At 74.1% G+C, this 17,556-nt stretch carries 9 protein-coding genes and 2 pseudogenes; 7 read left to right on the top strand and 4 right to left on the bottom strand.

From position 1 onward, the window contains the following. Nucleotide 1 precedes the first annotated feature (1 nt). The 3 genes from ACZ573_RS06620 to ACZ573_RS06610 form a co-directional block, all read right to left on the bottom strand. Nucleotides 2-982: a GHMP family kinase ATP-binding protein gene (locus tag ACZ573_RS06620; RefSeq protein ID WP_471299904.1), complete on the bottom strand. Its 981-nt coding sequence runs from the start codon at nucleotides 980-982 to the stop codon at nucleotides 2-4. Next, nucleotides 948-2,543 (bottom strand): lyase family protein, encoded by a 1,596-nt coding sequence (locus ACZ573_RS06615; RefSeq protein ID WP_471299902.1) that lies wholly within the window; start codon nucleotides 2,541-2,543, stop codon nucleotides 948-950. Before ACZ573_RS06615 ends, ACZ573_RS06620 begins: the two co-directional genes overlap by 35 nt. A 128-nt stretch (nucleotides 2,544-2,671) precedes the next feature. Beyond that, complete coding sequence (locus ACZ573_RS06610) at nucleotides 2,672-10,039, bottom strand: amino acid adenylation domain-containing protein (RefSeq protein WP_471299899.1); 7,368 nt, start codon at nucleotides 10,037-10,039, stop codon at nucleotides 2,672-2,674. Between the two features lie 246 nt (nucleotides 10,040-10,285). On the opposite strand from ACZ573_RS06610, the gene ACZ573_RS06605 reads away from it, so the two are divergent. Then, the gene (locus ACZ573_RS06605; RefSeq protein ID WP_471299896.1) at nucleotides 10,286-11,119 is read left to right on the top strand and encodes an alpha/beta fold hydrolase; all 834 of its coding nucleotides are present in this window, start codon (nucleotides 10,286-10,288) and stop codon (nucleotides 11,117-11,119) included. A 131-nt stretch (nucleotides 11,120-11,250) separates the two neighbouring features. After that, the gene (locus ACZ573_RS06600) at nucleotides 11,251-11,823 is read left to right on the top strand and encodes a TetR/AcrR family transcriptional regulator (RefSeq protein ID WP_471299893.1); all 573 of its coding nucleotides are present in this window, start codon (nucleotides 11,251-11,253) and stop codon (nucleotides 11,821-11,823) included. Between the two features lie 69 nt (nucleotides 11,824-11,892). Here the strand turns inward: ACZ573_RS06600 and ACZ573_RS06595 are convergent, their stop codons facing one another. Continuing rightward, nucleotides 11,893-12,825: an MBL fold metallo-hydrolase gene (locus ACZ573_RS06595; RefSeq protein WP_471299891.1), complete on the bottom strand. Its 933-nt coding sequence runs from the start codon at nucleotides 12,823-12,825 to the stop codon at nucleotides 11,893-11,895. A 149-nt stretch (nucleotides 12,826-12,974) separates the two neighbouring features. Here ACZ573_RS06595 and ACZ573_RS06590 point away from each other — a divergent pair, with 149 nt between their 5' ends. The 5 genes and pseudogenes from ACZ573_RS06590 to ACZ573_RS06570 all read left to right on the top strand — a co-directional run bounded on the left by ACZ573_RS06590 (nucleotide 12,975) and on the right by ACZ573_RS06570 (nucleotide 17,423). After that, on the top strand, nucleotides 12,975-13,184 hold the full coding sequence (locus tag ACZ573_RS06590) for a hypothetical protein (RefSeq protein WP_471299888.1): 210 nt from the start codon (nucleotides 12,975-12,977) through the stop codon (nucleotides 13,182-13,184). Beyond that, a pseudogene (locus ACZ573_RS06585) lies at nucleotides 13,171-14,584 on the top strand (amidase). The gene ACZ573_RS06590 and the pseudogene ACZ573_RS06585 overlap by 14 nt, the downstream one beginning before the upstream one ends. A gap of 176 nt (nucleotides 14,585-14,760) precedes the next feature. Beyond that, nucleotides 14,761-15,129, top strand: a complete 369-nt coding sequence (locus tag ACZ573_RS06580) for an effector-associated constant component EACC1 (RefSeq protein WP_471299887.1) — start codon at nucleotides 14,761-14,763, stop codon at nucleotides 15,127-15,129. Then, a pseudogene (locus ACZ573_RS06575) lies at nucleotides 15,126-15,752 on the top strand (caspase, EACC1-associated type); the annotation flags it as partial. The gene ACZ573_RS06580 and the pseudogene ACZ573_RS06575, both read left to right, overlap by 4 nt. 144 nt (nucleotides 15,753-15,896) lie before the next feature. Beyond that, entirely contained in the window at nucleotides 15,897-17,423 is a 1,527-nt protein-coding gene (locus ACZ573_RS06570) for a diguanylate cyclase domain-containing protein (protein WP_471300639.1), read from the top strand. Nucleotides 17,424-17,556 lie beyond the last annotated feature (133 nt).

Below are 17,556 nucleotides of genomic sequence, written 5' to 3'. Positions count from 1 at the left end.
CTCAGATCTCCAGCTCGGTGGGGTGGACGGGCGCGGCCTTCGGGCTCCAGCTGTCGCCGTCGCCGAGGGAGCGGTGTACGGATACCTCTCCGCCGAGGGCGGCGCAGCCGGCCCGGATGTGCGCGGTCTTGCCGGCGAGGGCCGGGTCGTTCGCCTCCAGGAGGACGCCGAGCATGGTGCCGCTGTGGGCGAGCACCAGGCCCAGCCCGTCGACCTCGCGGCACAGGGCGTGCAGTTCCGCGAATCCGGCGCGCCGGCGGCGGTGGGCGTTCATCTCGGCGCTGCGGGTGGCGACGGCGCCGACCTCCTGGAGGTCGCCGCGGGCCACGGCGCCGGTGAGCCGGTCCAGCAGGAGCGCGTACTCCTCCCGGTCGGCGGTGTCGATGGCCCGGGCGCCCCGGTTGTGCGCGACGGTGTCCACCTGGCCGCCCTCGTCGTGGGCGACGACGGTGAGCGGGGGCAGCACGCCGAGGCGGCGGCCGAGGCGCACCTCACGGTGGTGGAAGGCGACGATCTCGTCGTACATGACCCCGTCGGCCGGTTCGATGCCGCGCAGGAAGTCCTCCGTCTCGGCGGGCGTGAACTCGCGCCCGTGGGCGGCCCCGACGGCCCGTACGGTGGCGACGAGGTCGGCGGAGGAGCTGGCGAGGCCCTTGCCCTCGGGGAGGTCCCCGGCCACCTCCAGGAGGCCACCGTCCGCCGTGCCGAGGGCGGCCAGGACGGCTTCGGCGACCCGGCGGGACTTGGCCTTGTGGGCCGGCCGCACCTGGACGTCGCGCCGGCCGGGCCGGGGGTGGAACACGGCGGTGGCCCAGCGGGCGAGGGGGAAGGTGACCAGGAAGTCCCCCTGCGGGTGGGGCAGGGCGCCCTGGAGCAGTTCGCCGAAGGTGCCGAAGGCGCTGCCGGAGCCGGATCCGAGGACGGGGGCGGAGGTCGCTGCGGCGGGGTCAGTGCGCGTGCTGTACACGGGTGCGGGTGCCATCGCCGTCCTCCTCGTGGGTCTCGTCGGCGGTCGCGCCGGTCACGCCCGTCACGCCGGTCGCTGCGTACAGGGCGCGGTCGCCCTCCTCGGCGCCCGCGCGGACCGCGGCGGCGCGCAGCTCCCAGTCGGCGCCGAGCCGTTCGTACGTCTCCTGCTGGGTGCGCAGTACGGCGCGCACGGCGTCGGGGCGGGCAGAGCCGGCGGACACCATGCGCTCCAGGCCCCGGTCGACGTCGAAGGCCTCGGCGAGGAGGCGGGCGGGGTCGGCGAGGGTGATGCCGTGCCCGGCGGCCGCCTCGGCCAGCAGGGCGGGTTCGCCCGGGGCGGGGGCGGCGCCCGCCGCCGCGGCGAGCACGACGTACTTCCCGGCGACGACCTGGGCGGTGCGCCAGGGCACCCCTTCGGTGAGGCAGAGGGCGTTGGCGAGGCTGAAGCCGCCGAGGAACTCGCGCTCGCAGACCTGGCGCATGCGGTCGGCGCGGAAGGCCAGCCTGCGCAGCACCTCGGTGAGGAGGCGGACGGTTCCGTGGGCCGAGTCGAAGGCGTTCAGCAGGTGGGTGCCGGCCTCCTTGGACACCTCGACGAGATTGCAGAAGGGGGTGTTGCGCTGGCCCAGGAGCACGTCGAAGTGGAAGGCGGTGAGGTGGGCGGTGCGCCCGCGGATGCGCTCCAGGACGGGGTAGTTCTTCTTCTGTGGCATGGCGGAGGAGATGCCGGACAGCTCGTCGGGCAGTTCGATGAAGCCGTACTCGCTGCCGCCCCAGGTGAGCAGGTCGGTGGTGAAGCGGCTCAGGGCGGTGCCCAGCAGGCTGAGTTCCGCGGTCAGTTCGGCGCTCCAGCGGCGGGAGGCCACGGCGGTCAGGGCGTGGGGCTGTGGCCGGGAGAAGCCGAGCAGCCGGGCCATCCGGTCGCGGTCCCAGGGCAGTTCCTGTCCGGCCATGGCGCCGGCGCCCAGCGGGCAGGCGTCGATGCCGTCGTAGGCGTTCAGCAGCCGGGCGTGGGTGTGCAGCAGGTGCTCGGAGAGTGCGGCGAGGTGGAAGCCGGGGGTGATGATCTGGGCGGCCTGGAAGTGGGTGTACCCCGGCATGGGCAGGTCGCAGGTCTCCTGCGCCAGCTGGTGGACGACGGCGCCGAGTTCGAGGAGCGCGCCGGCGAAGCGGGTCAGCTGGTCGCGGCCGTACATCACCTGGGCGCAGGACTGGAGGTCGTTGCGGCTGCGGTCGGCGTGCCAGCGCACGACGGGGGCGGGCAGGCCCGCCTCGACGTGCCGTTCGAGGGCGAAGGCGATGTCCGACATGTTGGCGCCGGGCTGCGCGCTGAGGGTGCCGGGCCCGACGGAGTCCAGCAGGGCGGCGATCCGGCGGGCCTCCTCGGCGGTGATCAGGTCCATGCGGACGTACTCGGCGGCCAGGGTCTTCTCGATGGCGACGTAGTGGCGCAGCAGATGGCGGGACTCGAATGCGAACTGCGGGGCGAGCACTTCGTCGTGGAGGAGTTCCGCGGGTCCGCCGCGGATACGGCCGCTCAGCTCGGGGGCGGGCCCCGGGGTGTCACTCGTCACGTGGTGTGTTCCGTTCCTGTTCTGGTGCGGGGCGCGAGGCGCAGGGCGCAGGGCGCGTCGGCGCATGCCTCGGCGACGCGCGGCGCGGGATGGGGGGTACGGGTGCCCCGGGCGGGCCGGGGCCCCGTTCAGCGGTGGTCGGCCGCGGCGAGGGCGGTGCGCAGGAGGGCGGCGGCCCCGGTGCTGTGCGGCGGCCGCATCAGCCCGTAGTGGTCGGTGGCGGCGTCGTGGCGGGTGAAGCCGGCCTCGGCCCGCGCCGCCCACCGGTCGGCGGCATGCTCGCCGGCCCCGGTCCCGCTCTGGAGGAACAGGACCGGGCAGGGGGCGGCCGGGGGCTCGTACGCGGCGGCGGCGCGGATCCCGGTACGGAACACCGCGTAGTGCCGGGCGAGGTCCTGCGGGTCCAGTCCGGGGGCGAAGCCCTCGCGTTCCACCTGTTCGGCGAGGACGGCGAGCCGGGCCGTGGTGTCGGTGACGCTCCGCAGGGCGCTGCGCAGGGCGGAGCTGCCCTCGTCGGACGGGTCGAAGCCGGCGGAGCGGGCCAGGTCCTCGTGGAACCACTCCAGCAGCTCGCTCTCGCCGTCCGGGACGTGACCGGGCTCCGGGTAGCCGGTGTCCAGCAGCGCGAGGGTCGCCACCTCCTGGCCCGCGGCCCGCAGCTGGACCGCCATCTCGTAGGCGAGGAGCCCGCCGAAGGACCAGCCGGCCAGGTGGTAGGGGCCGGTGGGGCGGATCCGGCGCAGGGCCTCCAGGTGGGCGGTGGCCAGCTCCTCGACGGTGGCGTCGGAGACCGGGTCGGGGGCGGTCAGCCCGGGCGCCGTGAGACCGAACACCGGCCGGTCTGGGCCGAGTTCGCAGGCCAGGGTGCGGTAGCAGAAGACGTTCCCGCCGATCGGGTGGACGAGGAAGAGCGGGTCGAGCGTGCCCTCGGGCCGCAGGCGCACCACCGGGTCCGGGGCCGCGTCGGCGTGGCGGCCGCGCAGCAGCGCGGCCTGCCGGGCGACGGTGGGGTGCTCCAGGACGGCCGAGACGCCGAGGCGTTCGCCGAAGGCCTGATTGATCCGGCCGATCAGGCGCAGGGCGTCGATGGAGTGCCCGCCGGACTCGAAGAAGTCGTCGTGGACGCCGACCGGGCCGGCGGCCAGCAGCCGCTCCCAGATCCCGGCGAGGCGGGATTCGAGGGCGTCGCGGGGCGGGGTCGGCTCGGCGCCGCCGCGCAGGTCGGCGGGGTCCGGGTCGGGCAGGGCGGCGCGGTCCAGTTTGCCGTTGGCGGTCAGCGGGAGGGCGTCCAGGCACACCCAGGCGGAGGGGACCATGTACTCGGGGAGCCGCTCCCGGGCGTGGGCGGCCAGCTCGCCCGGGTCGGGGGCGGGCACGGGGGTGCCGGTCGCGCCGGTCGCGCCGGTCGCGCCGGGGACGAAGTAGCCGACGAGGCGTTCGCCGCGGGGCAGGACCGCGCAGTCGCGCACGCCGGGGTGTTCGGCCAGGACCGCTTCGATCTCCCCCGGCTCGACGCGGAAGCCGCGGATCTTGAGCTGGTGGTCGGTGCGGCCCGCGTACTCCAGGGCTCCGTCGGGGCGGTGGCGGGCCAGGTCGCCGGTCCGGTAGAGGCGGCGGGTGACGCCGTCGGGGCCGGTGTGCTCGATGAACCGCTCGGCCGTCAGTTCGGGCCGTCCGTGGTAGCCGTCGGCGAGGCCGACGCCTTCGAGGAAGAGTTCCCCGGTGACGCCGAGGGGGACCTCGGCGAGGCGGCGGTCCAGGACGTGGGTGCGCATGTTGGCGATGGGCCGGCCGATGGGCACGGTGTCGCCGCCGTCCGGGCGGCACTGCCAGTACGTGACGTCGACGGCCGCCTCCGTGGGCCCGTAGAGGTTGTGCAGCTCGACGCCGGGCAGCCGCTCGAAGAACCTGCGCTGGACCTCGTACGGCAGAGCCTCACCGCTGCACACCACCCGGGTCAGGCCGCCCGAGCGGGCCGCTGCCGAGGGGTCCTCGAGGAACACGCTGAGCATCGACGGGACGAAGTGCACCGTGCTGATGCCCTCGTCGAGGATCAGGCCGGCGAGGTGGTCGGGATCGCGCTGGCCTCCGGGGCGGGCGAGGACCAGGGTGGCGCCGGTCAGCAGGGGCCAGAACAGCTCCCACACGGAGACGTCGAAGGTGTACGGCGTCTTGTGCAGCACCCGCTCCCCCGGGGTCAGTCCGTATTCGTCCTGCATCCACAGCAGGCGGTTGGCGATGGCGCGGTGGGAGACCACGACTCCCTTGGGCTTGCCGGTGGAGCCCGAGGTGAAGATCATGTACGCCGGGTCGGACGGCTCGGGCGCCCGGGCGGGACCGGCGGCGGCGGTCGCGGCGGCGGTCGCGACCTCGTCCGGCCGGACGACGGTGACCCCGCAGCCCTCCAGCCGCTCCGCCCAGGCGTCCTCGGTGACCACCAGGCCGATGCCGGACTCGGCGAGCAGCGACCGCACGCGCGGCGCCGGGTGCTCCGGGTCCAGCGGGACGTAGGCGGCGCCCGACTTCAGGACGGCGAGCAGGACGACGGGCAGGGTGAGGGATCGGTCCAGCAGCAGCCCGACGAAGGTGCCCGGGCCCGCGCCCCGTTCCCGCAGGGCCGCGCACAGCCGCTCGGCCTCGGTGTCGAGGGCGCGGTAGGTCAGCTCGGCGCCCTCGAAGCGCACGGCGGGGGCGTCCGGGGTCCGGTCGCGCTGAGCGTCGATCAGCCGGGTCAGGACGTGCGGCTGCGGGTAGTCGACATCGGTCCGGTTCCACGCGGCGTAGCGGCGGCGTTCGGCCGCCGGCAGCAGGTCGGCGGCCGTGCAGTCACGGTCCGGGGCCTCGGCCAGGTCGCGCAGCGCGGCGGTGTAGGAGGCGTGCGCGCTCTCCATCTGCTCCTCGGAGAACTGGGCGGCGTCGAAGCGCAGGCCGAGCTCCAGCAGGGAGCCGTCGGGGCTGCGGGAGAACTCCGCGCCGAAGGCGAAGTCGGTGCCGGCCTCTCCGGTCTCCTCCAGCACGGTGAACGCGCCGTCCGCGGGCCCGTCCTGCTCCACGTGGAAGTGGGTGTAGTTGAAGAAGGTCTCGAAGAGCGGGCCGCCGCCGGACAGGCGCTGGATCTCGGCGAGCGGGAAGCGGCGGTACGCGTGCAGGTCCGCCTCCACGGCGGCGACGTGCGCGACGAGGCCGCGCCAGCTGAGGCCGGTGACGGCGACGCTCAGCGGCAGGGTGTTCAGGAAGACGCCGACGACCTTGTCGCCGTCGGTCTCCTCGGCCCGGCCGTTGTGGACCACTCCGGTGGTGACCGCGTCGCCGCCGCCCAGCAGGGCCATGGCCCGCAGGTGGGCGGCGAGCAGTACGGTGCGCAGCGGTACGCCGCACTCGGCGGCCAGGGCGGTCAGCCGGTCGTGCAGCCCCTCCGGGAGCGGCGCGAGGTACCAGGACATCCTGGCGGGTCCGCCGGCCGCCGCCGGGCGGGGCAGCCGGGTCGCGGGGGCGTCGGCGGCCTTGCCGGTCCAGAAGGCGCGCTGCCCCGCGTCGGCCAGCGCGGCCCGTTCCAGGGCGACGAAGGAGGCGAACCGGGAGCGGGGGCCCGCGTCCGGGGAGGGGCCCTCCGAGGGGGTCCGGGCGGCGAGCGCCTCGGTGTAGCAGGAGGCCAGTTCGGTGAGGAGCGAACGTTCGCTCCAGCCGTCGAGGACGGCGTGGTGCTCGGCGACGAACAGCTGGAGCCGGGTGTCGGAGAGCCGCTGGACGTGGAAGCGGATCAGCGGGGGCCGGTCCCAGGCGAACGGCCTTTCGCGTTCGGCGGCGTAGCGGGCGGCGACGGCGGTCCGCTGTGCCTCGGGGTCGAGCCCGTACAGGTCCTCGAAGGTGATCTCCGGGCGGGCGCCGCGGTGGACGAGCTGGAGGGGCTCGCCGAAGCCGTGCGGGTCGAAGGAGGTGCGCAGCATCTCGTGCCGGGCCGCGAGGACCTCGACGGTGGTCCGCCAGGCGTCCTCGGAGAAGGGCGCCGCGACCAGGTAGGAGGCCACGTTGTGGTAGACGCGTCCGCCGGCCGACGGCAGGTCGCTGTGGTAGAGCATGCCGGCCTGGAGCCGGGTCATCGGGTAGGCGTCCTCCAGCCCTTCGGGCAGGGCGGCGCGGTCCTCGGGGGTGAGCAGGGCGAACGGCTCGTACGGGGCCTCGGCGCCGGCCGCCGCCTCCCGCCGGGTCACGACGGGGGCCAGCGCGCGGGCCGTCTGACGGCGCATGAGGTCGGCGACGGTGAGGTCGAGGCCGCGTTCCCGGACCCGGGCGAGCACCTGGAGGGAGCGGATGGAGTCCCCTCCGAGGGCGAACCAGTTGTCCAGGGCGCCGACCCGTTCGTGCCCGAGGACCTGGGCGAAGACCTCGGTGAGCGCGGTCTCGACCGGCCCGCGGGGCGCCTCGTAGGCGGCCGTGGGGGTCCGGGGAGCCGAGCCGGGGGCGGGCAGGCGCCGGCGGTCGGTCTTGCCGTTGGCGGTCAGCGGGAAGGCGGGCAGGGTGACGAAGGCGCCGGGGATCATGTAGCCGGGCAGCCGCCGCGCGAGGTGGGTGCGCAGCTCCTCCACGGTGGGGCCCGCCCCGTCCTCGGCCCCGGTCACGGCCAGGTAGCCGACGAGGACGTCGCTCCCCGCGGGGTCCGGTGCGACGAGTGCGACGGCGGCGTCGACGAGGGGGTGGGCGGCCAGGGCCGCCTCGACCTCGCCGAGTTCTATCCGGAAGCCGCGCAGTTTGACCTGGTGGTCGATGCGGCCGAGGTACTCCAGGTCCCCGTCGGGCAGGGCGCGCGCCAGGTCGCCGGTGCGGTACAGCCGCTCACCGGCCGCGAGCCCGGCGGGCCCGTCGGCGCCGCGGTCGGCGAGAGCGGCGAGGCCGGTGGGGAAGCGCTCGGCGGTGAGCTCGGGCCGGCGCAGGTAGCCGCGGGCCAGGCCCGCCCCGGCGACGTACAGCTCGCCGACGGCGCCCCGCGGGACGGTCCGGCCGCGCGCGTCGAGCAGGTGCAGGCGCAGGTCGGGGATGGGTACGCCGATGACGCTGCCGCGGCCCTCCTCGGCGTCGCGGGCGGTCAGCGGCCGGTAGGTGACGTGCACGGTCGTCTCGGTGATGCCGTACATGTTGACCAGGCGGGGTGCGGTGTCGCCGTGCCGGGCGAACCATCCGGCGAGGGCGGCGACATCGAGGGCCTCCCCGCCGAAGACGACGTGGCGCAGGCTCAGCCCGGACCCGGCCGGACCGGCCGTGCGGTGGTGCTCCTCGTCGGCGCGTGCCAGCTGGTAGAAGGCGGAGGGGGTCTGGTTGAGGACGGTGACGCGCTCGGCGCGCAGCAGGCGGTGGAACTCCTCGGGCGAGCGGCTGGTCCCGTACGGCACCACGACGAGGCGGCCGCCGTGGGCGAGGGCGCCCCACAGCTCCCAGACGGAGAAGTCGAAGGCGATGGAGTGGAAGAGGGTCCACACGTCCTCGGGGCCGAAGCCGAACCAGTGGTCGGTGGCGGAGAACAGCCGGGTGACGTTGGCGTGGGGTACGAGGGTGCCCTTGGGCAGGCCGGTGGAGCCGGAGGTGTAAATGACGTAGGCCAGGTGGTCCGGGGTGACGCCGGTGTCGGGGGCGGTGTCCGGTTCGGCGGCCAGGAGCGGGGCGTCGGCCTGCAGGTCGACGGCGTGCAGGCCGGGGGCGTCCCACAGCGCCCGGGTGCCGGTGGTGCCGACGACGTGCTCCAGGCGGGCGTCCTGGACGATGTGGCGCAGCCGCTCGGGCGGGTTGTCGGGGTCGAGCGGCAGGTAGGCGCCGCCGGCCTTGAGGATGCCGAGCAGCCCGACGACGAGGTCGGCGGAGCGGGGCAGGCACAGTCCGACGAGGGTGTCGGGTCCGACGCCGAGGGCGCGCAGCCGGTGCGCGAGCCGGTTGGCCCGGGTGTCGAGCTCGCGGTAGGTGAGGGACGTGCCCTCGTGGACGAGGGCGACGGCCTCGGGGGTGCGGGTGGCGTGTCCGGCGAAGATCTCGTGGACGCAAGCCCGCTCGCCCGGAGCGGGCGGGAGGGCGGCACGGGGCGGGAGGGCGGCACGGGGCGGGAGCGGCGAGCCGATGCCGTCGCGCTCGCCGGCCGACAGCATCGGCAGCCCGCTGAGCGGCAGTTCGGGGTCGGCGGTGGCGGCGTCCAGGAGACGTGCGAAGTGGCGGCCGAACTGCTCGATGGTGGCGGCCTCGAACAGGTCGGCCCGGTACTCCAGCCGGCAGCTCAGCGCGCCGCCGGTGCGTACGACGTCGAAGGTCAGGTCGAATTTGGCGGTTCCGGCCGGTCCTTCCAGCATCCTGGCCCGCGGGCCGGGCAGCCCGTCGGTCATGCCGTCCTCGTCGTGGAGGCCGAACATGACCCGGAAGAGGGACGTGTCCTCGCCGGCGCGTCCGGGGGCGATCCGGTCGACGACGCGTTCGAAGGGCAGGTCCTGGTGGTCCTGGGCGTCGAGCACGGTGTCCCGTACGCGCTCCAGGTGGACCCGGAAGGCGGGGTCGTCGGACAGGTCCGCGCGGATCACCAGCGTGTTGACGAACAGGCCGACGGTGTCCTGGAACTCCTTGCGGTTCCGGCCCGCCACCGGCGTTCCGACCAGCACGTCGTCGGTACCCGTGTAGCGGCCCAGCACGATCTGGAAGGCCGCCAGCATCAGCGTGTAGGGGGTGCTGCGGGTGTCACGGCACAGGTGCTCCATCCGGGCGAGCACCGGGGCGGGCACGTCGAAGGAGTGCAGCCCGGCCGCGCCGCGGGCCGCACCGGCACCGGGCCGGCCGTCCCGGGACAGGGGGGCGTCGGGCAGTTCGCCGCCCAACTGCTTCTCCCAGTACGCGAGCTGCCGCTGGGCGGCGGCGCCGTGGAGCCATTCCTCCTGCCAGTCGGAGAAGTCGGCGTACTGGTACTCGGGGGCTTCCGGGGCAGCCGGCCGCGGACCGCCGGGGCCTTCGGGGCCGTCTGCGACGTGACCGCACCGGGCGTACGCGGCGAGGAGCTCGCGGGCGAGGATGCCGACGGACCAGCCGTCGGCGACGATGTGGTGCATGGCGAGCGCGAGGACCGCGCCCTCGGGGGTGTGCAGCAGCGCCGCCCGGAAGAGCGGTCCGGACTCCAGGTCGAAGGGCCGGTGGTGTTCGGCGGCCATCCACTCCTCGACGTCCTGCGCGCCGCGCGCCGCGGCGGAGGACCAGGCGAGCGCGGCCCCGGTGTCGATGTGCTGCCACAGCTCGCCGTCCCGCAGGACGAACCGGGTGCGCAGCGCCTCGTGCCGGTCGATCAGGCCCTGGGCGCACGTGCGGAGCGCGGCCTCGTCCACCGGTCCTTCGAGACCGTAGAAGACGGGCATGTGGTAGGTCGGCCTGCCCTCCTCCATCTGCTGGAGGAAGTACATCCGCTGCTGCGCTCCCGACGCCCGGAACGCGCTGAACGACGGCTCCGCAGGGCGTTCGATCGGATCGTGACTGGCCAAGACAACTCCCTCGGCGCCGCACCGGTGCCGGTACGCGGCGCATGCTCCGCTTGCTTGCCCGTCCAGCCTAGGAAGGGCATCGATTCGGGTGAAGTCGCCTGTTTCCGGTCCCCTGTTCACGTGACCGGGGCTGTGGACGACCTGCACGAGTACCGTCGGAAGGCCGTGTTCCGACACCGTTCGGGGACCCCGGGGCGGGAGACTGCTGCGGCGGACCGAACCGAGATCGCCACAGGAGGCCACACCATGCCCTTCATCACCGTCGGCCAGGAGAACAGCACCGACATCGACCTCTACTACGAGGACCACGGCAGCGGTCAGCCCGTCGTCCTCATCCACGGCTACCCGCTGGACGGGCATTCCTGGGAGAAGCAGCTCCCCGCCCTGCTCGACGCCGGCCACCGCGTCATCACCTACGACCGGCGCGGCTTCGGGCGGTCGAGCCAGCCCACCACCGGTTACGACTACGACACCTTCGCCGCCGACCTCCACACGCTGATGGAGACCCTGGACCTCACCGACACGATCCTCGTCGGCTTCTCCATGGGCACCGGCGAGGTCGGCCGTTACCTCGGCACCCGCGGTTCCGGACGCGTGGCCAAGGCCGCCTTCCTCGCCGGCCTCGAGCCGTACCTCCTGAAGACCGACGACAATCCGACCGGTGTCGACGGCAGCGTCTTCGAGGGCATCCTCGCCGCCGTCACGAAGGACCGCTACGCCTACTTCACCGACTTCTACCAGGCCTTCTACAACCTCGACGAGAACCTCGGCACGCGCATCAGCGAGGAAACCGTCCGGGCGAACTGGGCCACCGCCGCCGGCGCCTCCGCGTACGCCTCCCGCGCCGCCGTCCTCACGTGGACCACCGACTTCCGGGCCGACATCCCCAAGATCGACGTGCCCGCCCTGATCCTCCACGGGACGGCGGACCGCATCCTCCCGATCGGGGCCACCGCGGAGCCCTTCCACAAGGCCCTCCCGCACGCCGACTACGTCGCCGTCGACGGCGCCCCGCACGGTCTCCTGTGGACCCACGCCGAAGAGGTCACCCACGCCCTCCTCGCCTTCATCGGCACGTAGCCCCCGGCGCAGCCGCACGCCTCACCCGGGCGCCGCGGCCGGATACCGCCGCGGAGTCCGGGGCGGCGGGTGCGGCCACGGCGGCCACGGCGGCCACTCATGATGCAAGAAATTTGCTTTAAGCTGGCCGCATGAGCCGAAAAGCGATGGTCCGCCCCGGAGGCCGCAGCGCGCGGGTCCAGGAGGCGGTCCACACCGCCGTGCGTGAGCTCCAGGCCGAGCTGGGGCGTCCGGAGCTGACCATCCCGATGGTCGCGGCGCGGGCCGGCGTCACTCCGTCGACGATCTACCGCCGCTGGGGCGACCTGCAGGAGCTGCTCTCGGACGTCGCCGTCGAGCACCTGCGCCCCGACGCCCCGCCGGAGGACCACGGAGACCTGCTGGAGGACCTGCTGCGCTGGGCCGAGCAGTTCCAGGAGGAGATGGCCTCGCCGACGGGACGCGCGTACATCCGTGACGCGCTGCTGGGGGACCCCGACGGCGACAACGCGGGGCAGTGTTCGGCCTACGCGGCGGAGCAGATCGCCATCGTGCTCGCCCGCGCCGCGGAGCGCGGCGAGGAGGCCCCGGACGTGGAGACGGTGCTCGACCGGGTCGTGGCGCCGATGATGTACCGCATCCTGTTCCGCCCCGACGGCCTCACCGGCGCGTACGCGCACCGGCTCGCACGCGAGGCCGTACAGGGCTTCGGCACACCCCGCTGACCGGCCCGCCGGGCACGCCGTCGCCGGGCACGCCATCGCCGGACGTGCCGCCCCCGGGCACGCCGCCGGTCAGCGGAGCGCCGGTGCGGCAGCGGCCACGGGTTCGAGCCGGTAACCGTCCCCCTCGGCCACCACACGGCCTGCGGTCGGCGCGGGGAAGTGCGTACCGAGCACCAGGGCGCCGGTGCCGGCGAGCCGGGCGAGCAGCGCGCGGCGGGTGGCCTCGGCCTGCACGGGGTCGATGTCGACGCAGCTGCCGATCTCCGGACGGGCCAGCTGCACGGGGTGGTGGACGGCGTCCCCGGTGACGAGGGCCGCCGCGCCCGCGCTGCGCACCTCCACGGCGATCTGCCCGGGGGTATGCCCCGGTGCGGGCAGCAGGCGCAGCCCCTCGGCCACGTCGATCCCCTCGGCCGGTACGTCGACCAGGTCGAGCAGGCCCGCCTCCTCGACGGGCACGACGGAGTCGCGGAACATGCCGCGCCGCGCCTCGTCCATGTCGTAGGCGGCCCAGAACTCGTACTCCGCCCTCGACGTCAGGTAGCGGGCGCCAGGGAAGGTCGGCACCCATGCGCCGTCCACCTCGCGGGTGTTCCAGCCGACGTGGTCGGTGTGCAGATGGGTGAGGATCACCAGGTCGACGTTCTCGGGGGTGAATCCGATGTCCGCGAGGCGCGCCAGGTAGTCGGTACGGAGGCCGTTCCACGCCGGGTTGGCCCTCGTCTTGCCGTTGCCGATGCCGGTGTCGACGAGGACGCGCAGACCGTCCACCTCCAGCGCGAAGCTGTGGCTGTCGAGGTGCAGGACGCCGTCCGGACCGGCGAAGTCGGGCCGCAGCCAGTCGTGTTCGGCCACCACGTCCGGGGTGGCGGCCGGCAGCAGCCACGGTCCGGTCGCGGGCGGCAGCGGCACCTCGTCGACGCGGTGGACCGTGATCTCCCCGACGGACCAGTGGGCGGCGGCTCCGGACGGGGCCGGCTCGGTGAACTGTGCGGTGCGCATGCGCGTGTTCCTTCGTCTGCAGAGGACCGGCCAACAACAAAAGCGATTCATTCGCTTTAAGCGACCGTAGGTCCTACCGTGAGCTAACGCAAGTCGTTAGCTTTAACGCGACGGCGTTCGTTCCGCCGTCCCCGGAAGGAAGGCAGCACATGTCCGCCTCGGACCTCACTCGCCCCGAAGCCGCCCGCTGGGCCGCACGGTCAGGGCTCCCGCTGGCTCAGGACCACCACGCGGGAGTGGCGGCCACCGCCGACCACATCCACGCCGTCGTATCGCTCCTGCGGGAACTGGACTTCGGCGCGACACCGCCCTCCGCGGCGTACCGCGCGGGAGGGGAGCAGCACGATGGAACCGTATGAGCCGACCGTGGCCGAAGCAGCCGAGGCCGTACGCACCCGGCGGGTCTCGCCGGTCGAACTGGTGGACTCGGCGCTGGCGCGCATCGCGCGGGTCGAACCGTGCCTGAAGGCCTTCACCGCCGTGACGGCCGACCGTGCGCGCGACACGGCCCGCCGGGCGGAGACCGAGACCGCCCGCGGCACGCACCGGGGGGCCCTGCACGGATGCCCGTCGGCCTGAAGGACCTCATCGACGTGGCCGGGATGGCGACCACGGCGAGCTCCCGGGTGCGGACGGGGCACCGGGCGGAGGCCGACAGCACGGTCGCGGCACATCTCGCCTCGGCCGGAGCGGCCATGGTCGGCAAGACCCACACGCACGAGTTCGCCTACGGCCTGACCACCCCCCAGACGGCCAACGCCTGGGACCCGGACCGGGTGGCCGGCGGGTCCAGCGGCGGGTCCGCCGTCGCCGTCACCGCGGGGGCGCCCGCCTTCGCGCTGGGGACCGACACCGGCGGATCGATCCGGGTGTCCGCCGCCCTGAACGGGGTCGTCGGCCTGAAACCGACGTACGGGCTGGTGCCGCGCCACGGCGTGACCTCGCTGGCCTGGTCGCTCGGCCACGTGGGCCCCCTCACCCGTACCGTGGAGGACGCGGGGCTGGTCCTGGCCACCCTGGTCGGACACGACCCGCGCGACCCGGCGTCGGTCGCGGCTCCGGCCGGCGACCGCCGGCCGGCCCCGGCACTGATCCGGCGGATCCGGCGGATCTGACGGGGCTGCGGGTCGGGGTGCCCGGCAACTACTACTTCGACCGGGTGGACCCGGAGGTCGAGGCCGCCGTCCGGCGGGCGATCGGGCGGCTGGAGGAGCTCGGCGCCCGGCTCGTCGACGTCGAGATCCCGATGACGCGCTACATCCGGGCGACCCACTGGGGCCTGATGGTGCCCGAGGCCTCCGCCTACCACGAGCGGACCCTGCGGGCGGTCCCCGACCTGTACGAGGCCGGCATCCGGGTCCTCCTGGAGGCGGGCGAGCTCATGGCCGCGGGCGACTACCTGCGGGCCCAGCGCGCCCGCACCCTCATGGGACAGGCCTGGCGGGGCATGCTGGAGGCGGTCGACCTGATCGCCGCGCCGACCGTGCCGCTCACCTCCGTCGAGTCCGGCCGGACCGCCGTGACCTGGGACGACGGCAGCGTGGAGAGCGTCGCCGACGCGTACGTACGGCTGTCGGCCCCGGCCAACCTCACCGGCGTTCCGGCGCTGAGCCTGCCCGTCGGCCTGGACTCGGCGGGCCTGCCCATCGGCATGCAGCTCATGGGGAGGCCCTTCGGCGAAGCCGCGGTGCTCCGCGCGGGACACGCCTTCGAACGGACCGGCACCGCACGGGGGCTGGCCTCGGACCGGGCGGCGTAGGCGCTCGGCCCGGCCGGCGGCCCGTGGATGGCGCCCCTGAGACCGGCTCGCCCGGGCGCTGCACACTCATCGGTGAATCGCCCCCGGGCCGGGCCCTGCCGGACAGGCCGAGGCGCCTGGGGCCCCTTCCCCCATTCGGCACCTGCGCTGTCCGTCGCCCGTTCTACACTTCCCGCATGCCGATCACCGTGCGTTGCCAAGAGGGGCCCTCCGAGGGCGAACTGCGCTCCTTGTCAGCCTGGTTGGAAGCCGACCGGACGGTGGGTCGTCACATACGGGTGGAGCTGACGAGCGAGCGGCCCCGGCTTCCGGGACAGCAGGGTGACGGCATCGACATCCTCTCCCTCGTCCTCAGCAGCGGCTTCAGCGCGGCATCCCTCGCCACGGCCATCGTCTGCTGGCGCGCCACCCGCAATCAGCCGCCCACGTTGGTCGTCGAGCGCTCCGACGGCACGCGCATCGAGATCCGCGGGTCGAGCCCGGCCGAGGCACAGGCCCTGGTGAGCGGCCTCCTGACGGGCGATCAGACGGACTCCGGGTCTTGACCGGCCTCCCCGACCCGGCGGGAACACGCGTTCTCCTCGTCGGCGCCGGCGCCTTCACCTCCCTGGACGCCCTGCCGGCCGTGCAGGCCAACCTCACCCTGCTGCGCGAGCTCTTCACCGAGGCGTGGAACCTGCCCGCCTCCCACTGCACGCTGCTCCCGGACCCGTCACTTCCGCGCGACGTCTCCCGGGCGGTGCAGGAAGCGGTCGACGCGGCCACGGACACTCTGCTCTTCTACTACGCCGGCCACGGCCTGATCGAGCCGAGGACCGGGAAGCTGCACCTCGCCACCGAGACGACCGACCCCGCGTCCGTGCACGACACCGCCACGCCCTACGACTGGATCCGCTGGCCCGTCGAGAAGAGCCGGGCCCTGCGCCGGATCGTCGTACTCGACTGCTGCTACAGCGCCCGCGCCTTCGGAGCCCAGTCGTCCGCGGCAGCCCTGGAGGTCGACGGCACCTATCTGCTGGCCGCCGCGGCCGAGACCGCGGTGGCACTCTCGCCGCCCGGCGAGCCGCTGACCGCTTTCACCGGCGAATGGCTCACCCTGATGCGGGACGGAGTACCGGGCGAGGGCCAGTTCCTCGACCTCGACACGATCTTCACGCGGCTGCGCACGCGGCTGGTGACGCACAACCGCCCGGAACCGCACCGACTGTGCCGCAACCAGCTGGGGCGGTCGCCCTTCATCCGTAACGCCGCCTACACCCCGCCGCCCGCGAACGTCCCTCGGAGTCCGCGCAAGGACCGCACCGACCGGTCGGTGGCGGAGCTCTACACAGCTCGTAGCCTGGCCGACACCCTGCAGACCGTTGCCGACGGCGCGGTGTCCGGCCTCGGGTACCAGCTGGCCGCCGTGAACCTCGTGCGCCCCGACGGCGACCTGGTCGTCGCCTCCTTCGCCGGAGACCCCCAGGCCGAGGAGAAGATCACCGGCCGGGTCGGCTCCCGCTCATCGTGGGAACGGAGGCTGAACATGGGCGAAGACTGGGCCGGCCTGCGTTTCATCCCGCACACCGAGAGCTGGGTGCTCACCGGCGACGACGTTCCGGAGTGGCACAGGGAAGGCATCGCACCGGTCTGGGACGAGGGCGCCTGGCACGCCGAGGACCGACTCTACGCACCGATGCACGCCGTGGGCGGTGAACTCCTGGGCGTCATCTGCGTGGACCATCCCTCCGACGGCCGTAGACCGGGCGGCGAGAGCCGGGCGGCCCTGCGCACCTACGCCTTCCACTCGGCCGTGGCCATCGGCAATGCCAGACTACGTGCCAACATGCAGCGCGCCCTCGTCCGGCTGGAGCGCCAGCAGCAGGCGCTGCGGGCCAGTGAAGAGTCGTTCCGCCAGGCCTTCGAGTACGCACCCGGCGGCATGGCCATCGCCGAGATGGGCGGCGACCAGCACGGCCGGCTGCTGCGCACCAACGACGCGCTGTGCCGGCTGCTCGGCCGGCCCGCCTCCGTCCTGCGCCGCTACTCCTTCCCCGACCTGGTCCACCCCGAGGACATCGGCACCCTGCTGCGCACCTCCGCCGAGGGCGGCCGCGCCGAGCTGCGCCTGGGCCGCCGCGACGGCACGTACGTATGGGTCTCGCTGCGCAACTCCGTCGTCGCCGACGCCACCGACGGACCCCGCTTCCTCCTCACCTGCGTAGAGGACATCGACGGGCACAAAGATCTGGAGTCGGAGCTGCTCCGGCGGGCGAGTCAGGACGAACTCACCGGGCTCCTGAGCGAGTCCGAGGTGCGCATCCGGCTGGGAGAGCGGCTCTGCGACGGGACAGATCCGGCGGAACGCCCGGCCGGGCCGTCCATGGGCGACCCGGACCCGGACCCGTACGCCGTCGAGGCCCACCGGTGCCTGGGACCGCCGTCTGGCGACAACGGCACCCTCGCCGTGCTGCGCTTCGGCCTCGACGGGTTCAAGGCGTACAACGCACAGCACGGGCGGGCGTCCGGGGACGCCGCCTTGCGTGACATCGCCGACCGTCTCCACAGGGAGCTGCGTTCCCAGGGGCACGGGGGCGATCTCGGCCGCGTACGAGGAGATGAGTTCGTCGTGCTCGCACCCGGCCTGGACGATCAGGAGGCGAACGCCCTGGAGACAAGACTGCACGCGGTCTGCCGGTCGCCGGTCCGAGTCCCCGGCACGTCCGGCGGTTGGCTACTGGACGTGACCGGCACTCTGAGCTGGGCGACCTGCGGCACCTCCGCGGAACGGGTGCTCGGGCGGTCGGGCGAGCTGCTGCACGACCGGAAGCTCCGGCGAGCCGCGCCCGTCTCCCTGTGACGGCGGTTCGCCGCGTGCGGCGGCGCAGTCACCGCGGTGTCCCAGGGACTCGCGCGCAGGGACGGTGAGCGCCGCCGTCCGAACCGAACCAGCCGCGTCGCCAACGTGGTTGAGCCAGTCACGGCCGCTGCGG

The sequence above is a fragment of the Streptomyces sp. NPDC040545 genome (genome assembly GCF_055595065.1).
The sequence above is the reverse complement of the archived record's forward strand: the minus strand, read 5'-3'. Positions and strand labels throughout refer to the sequence as shown.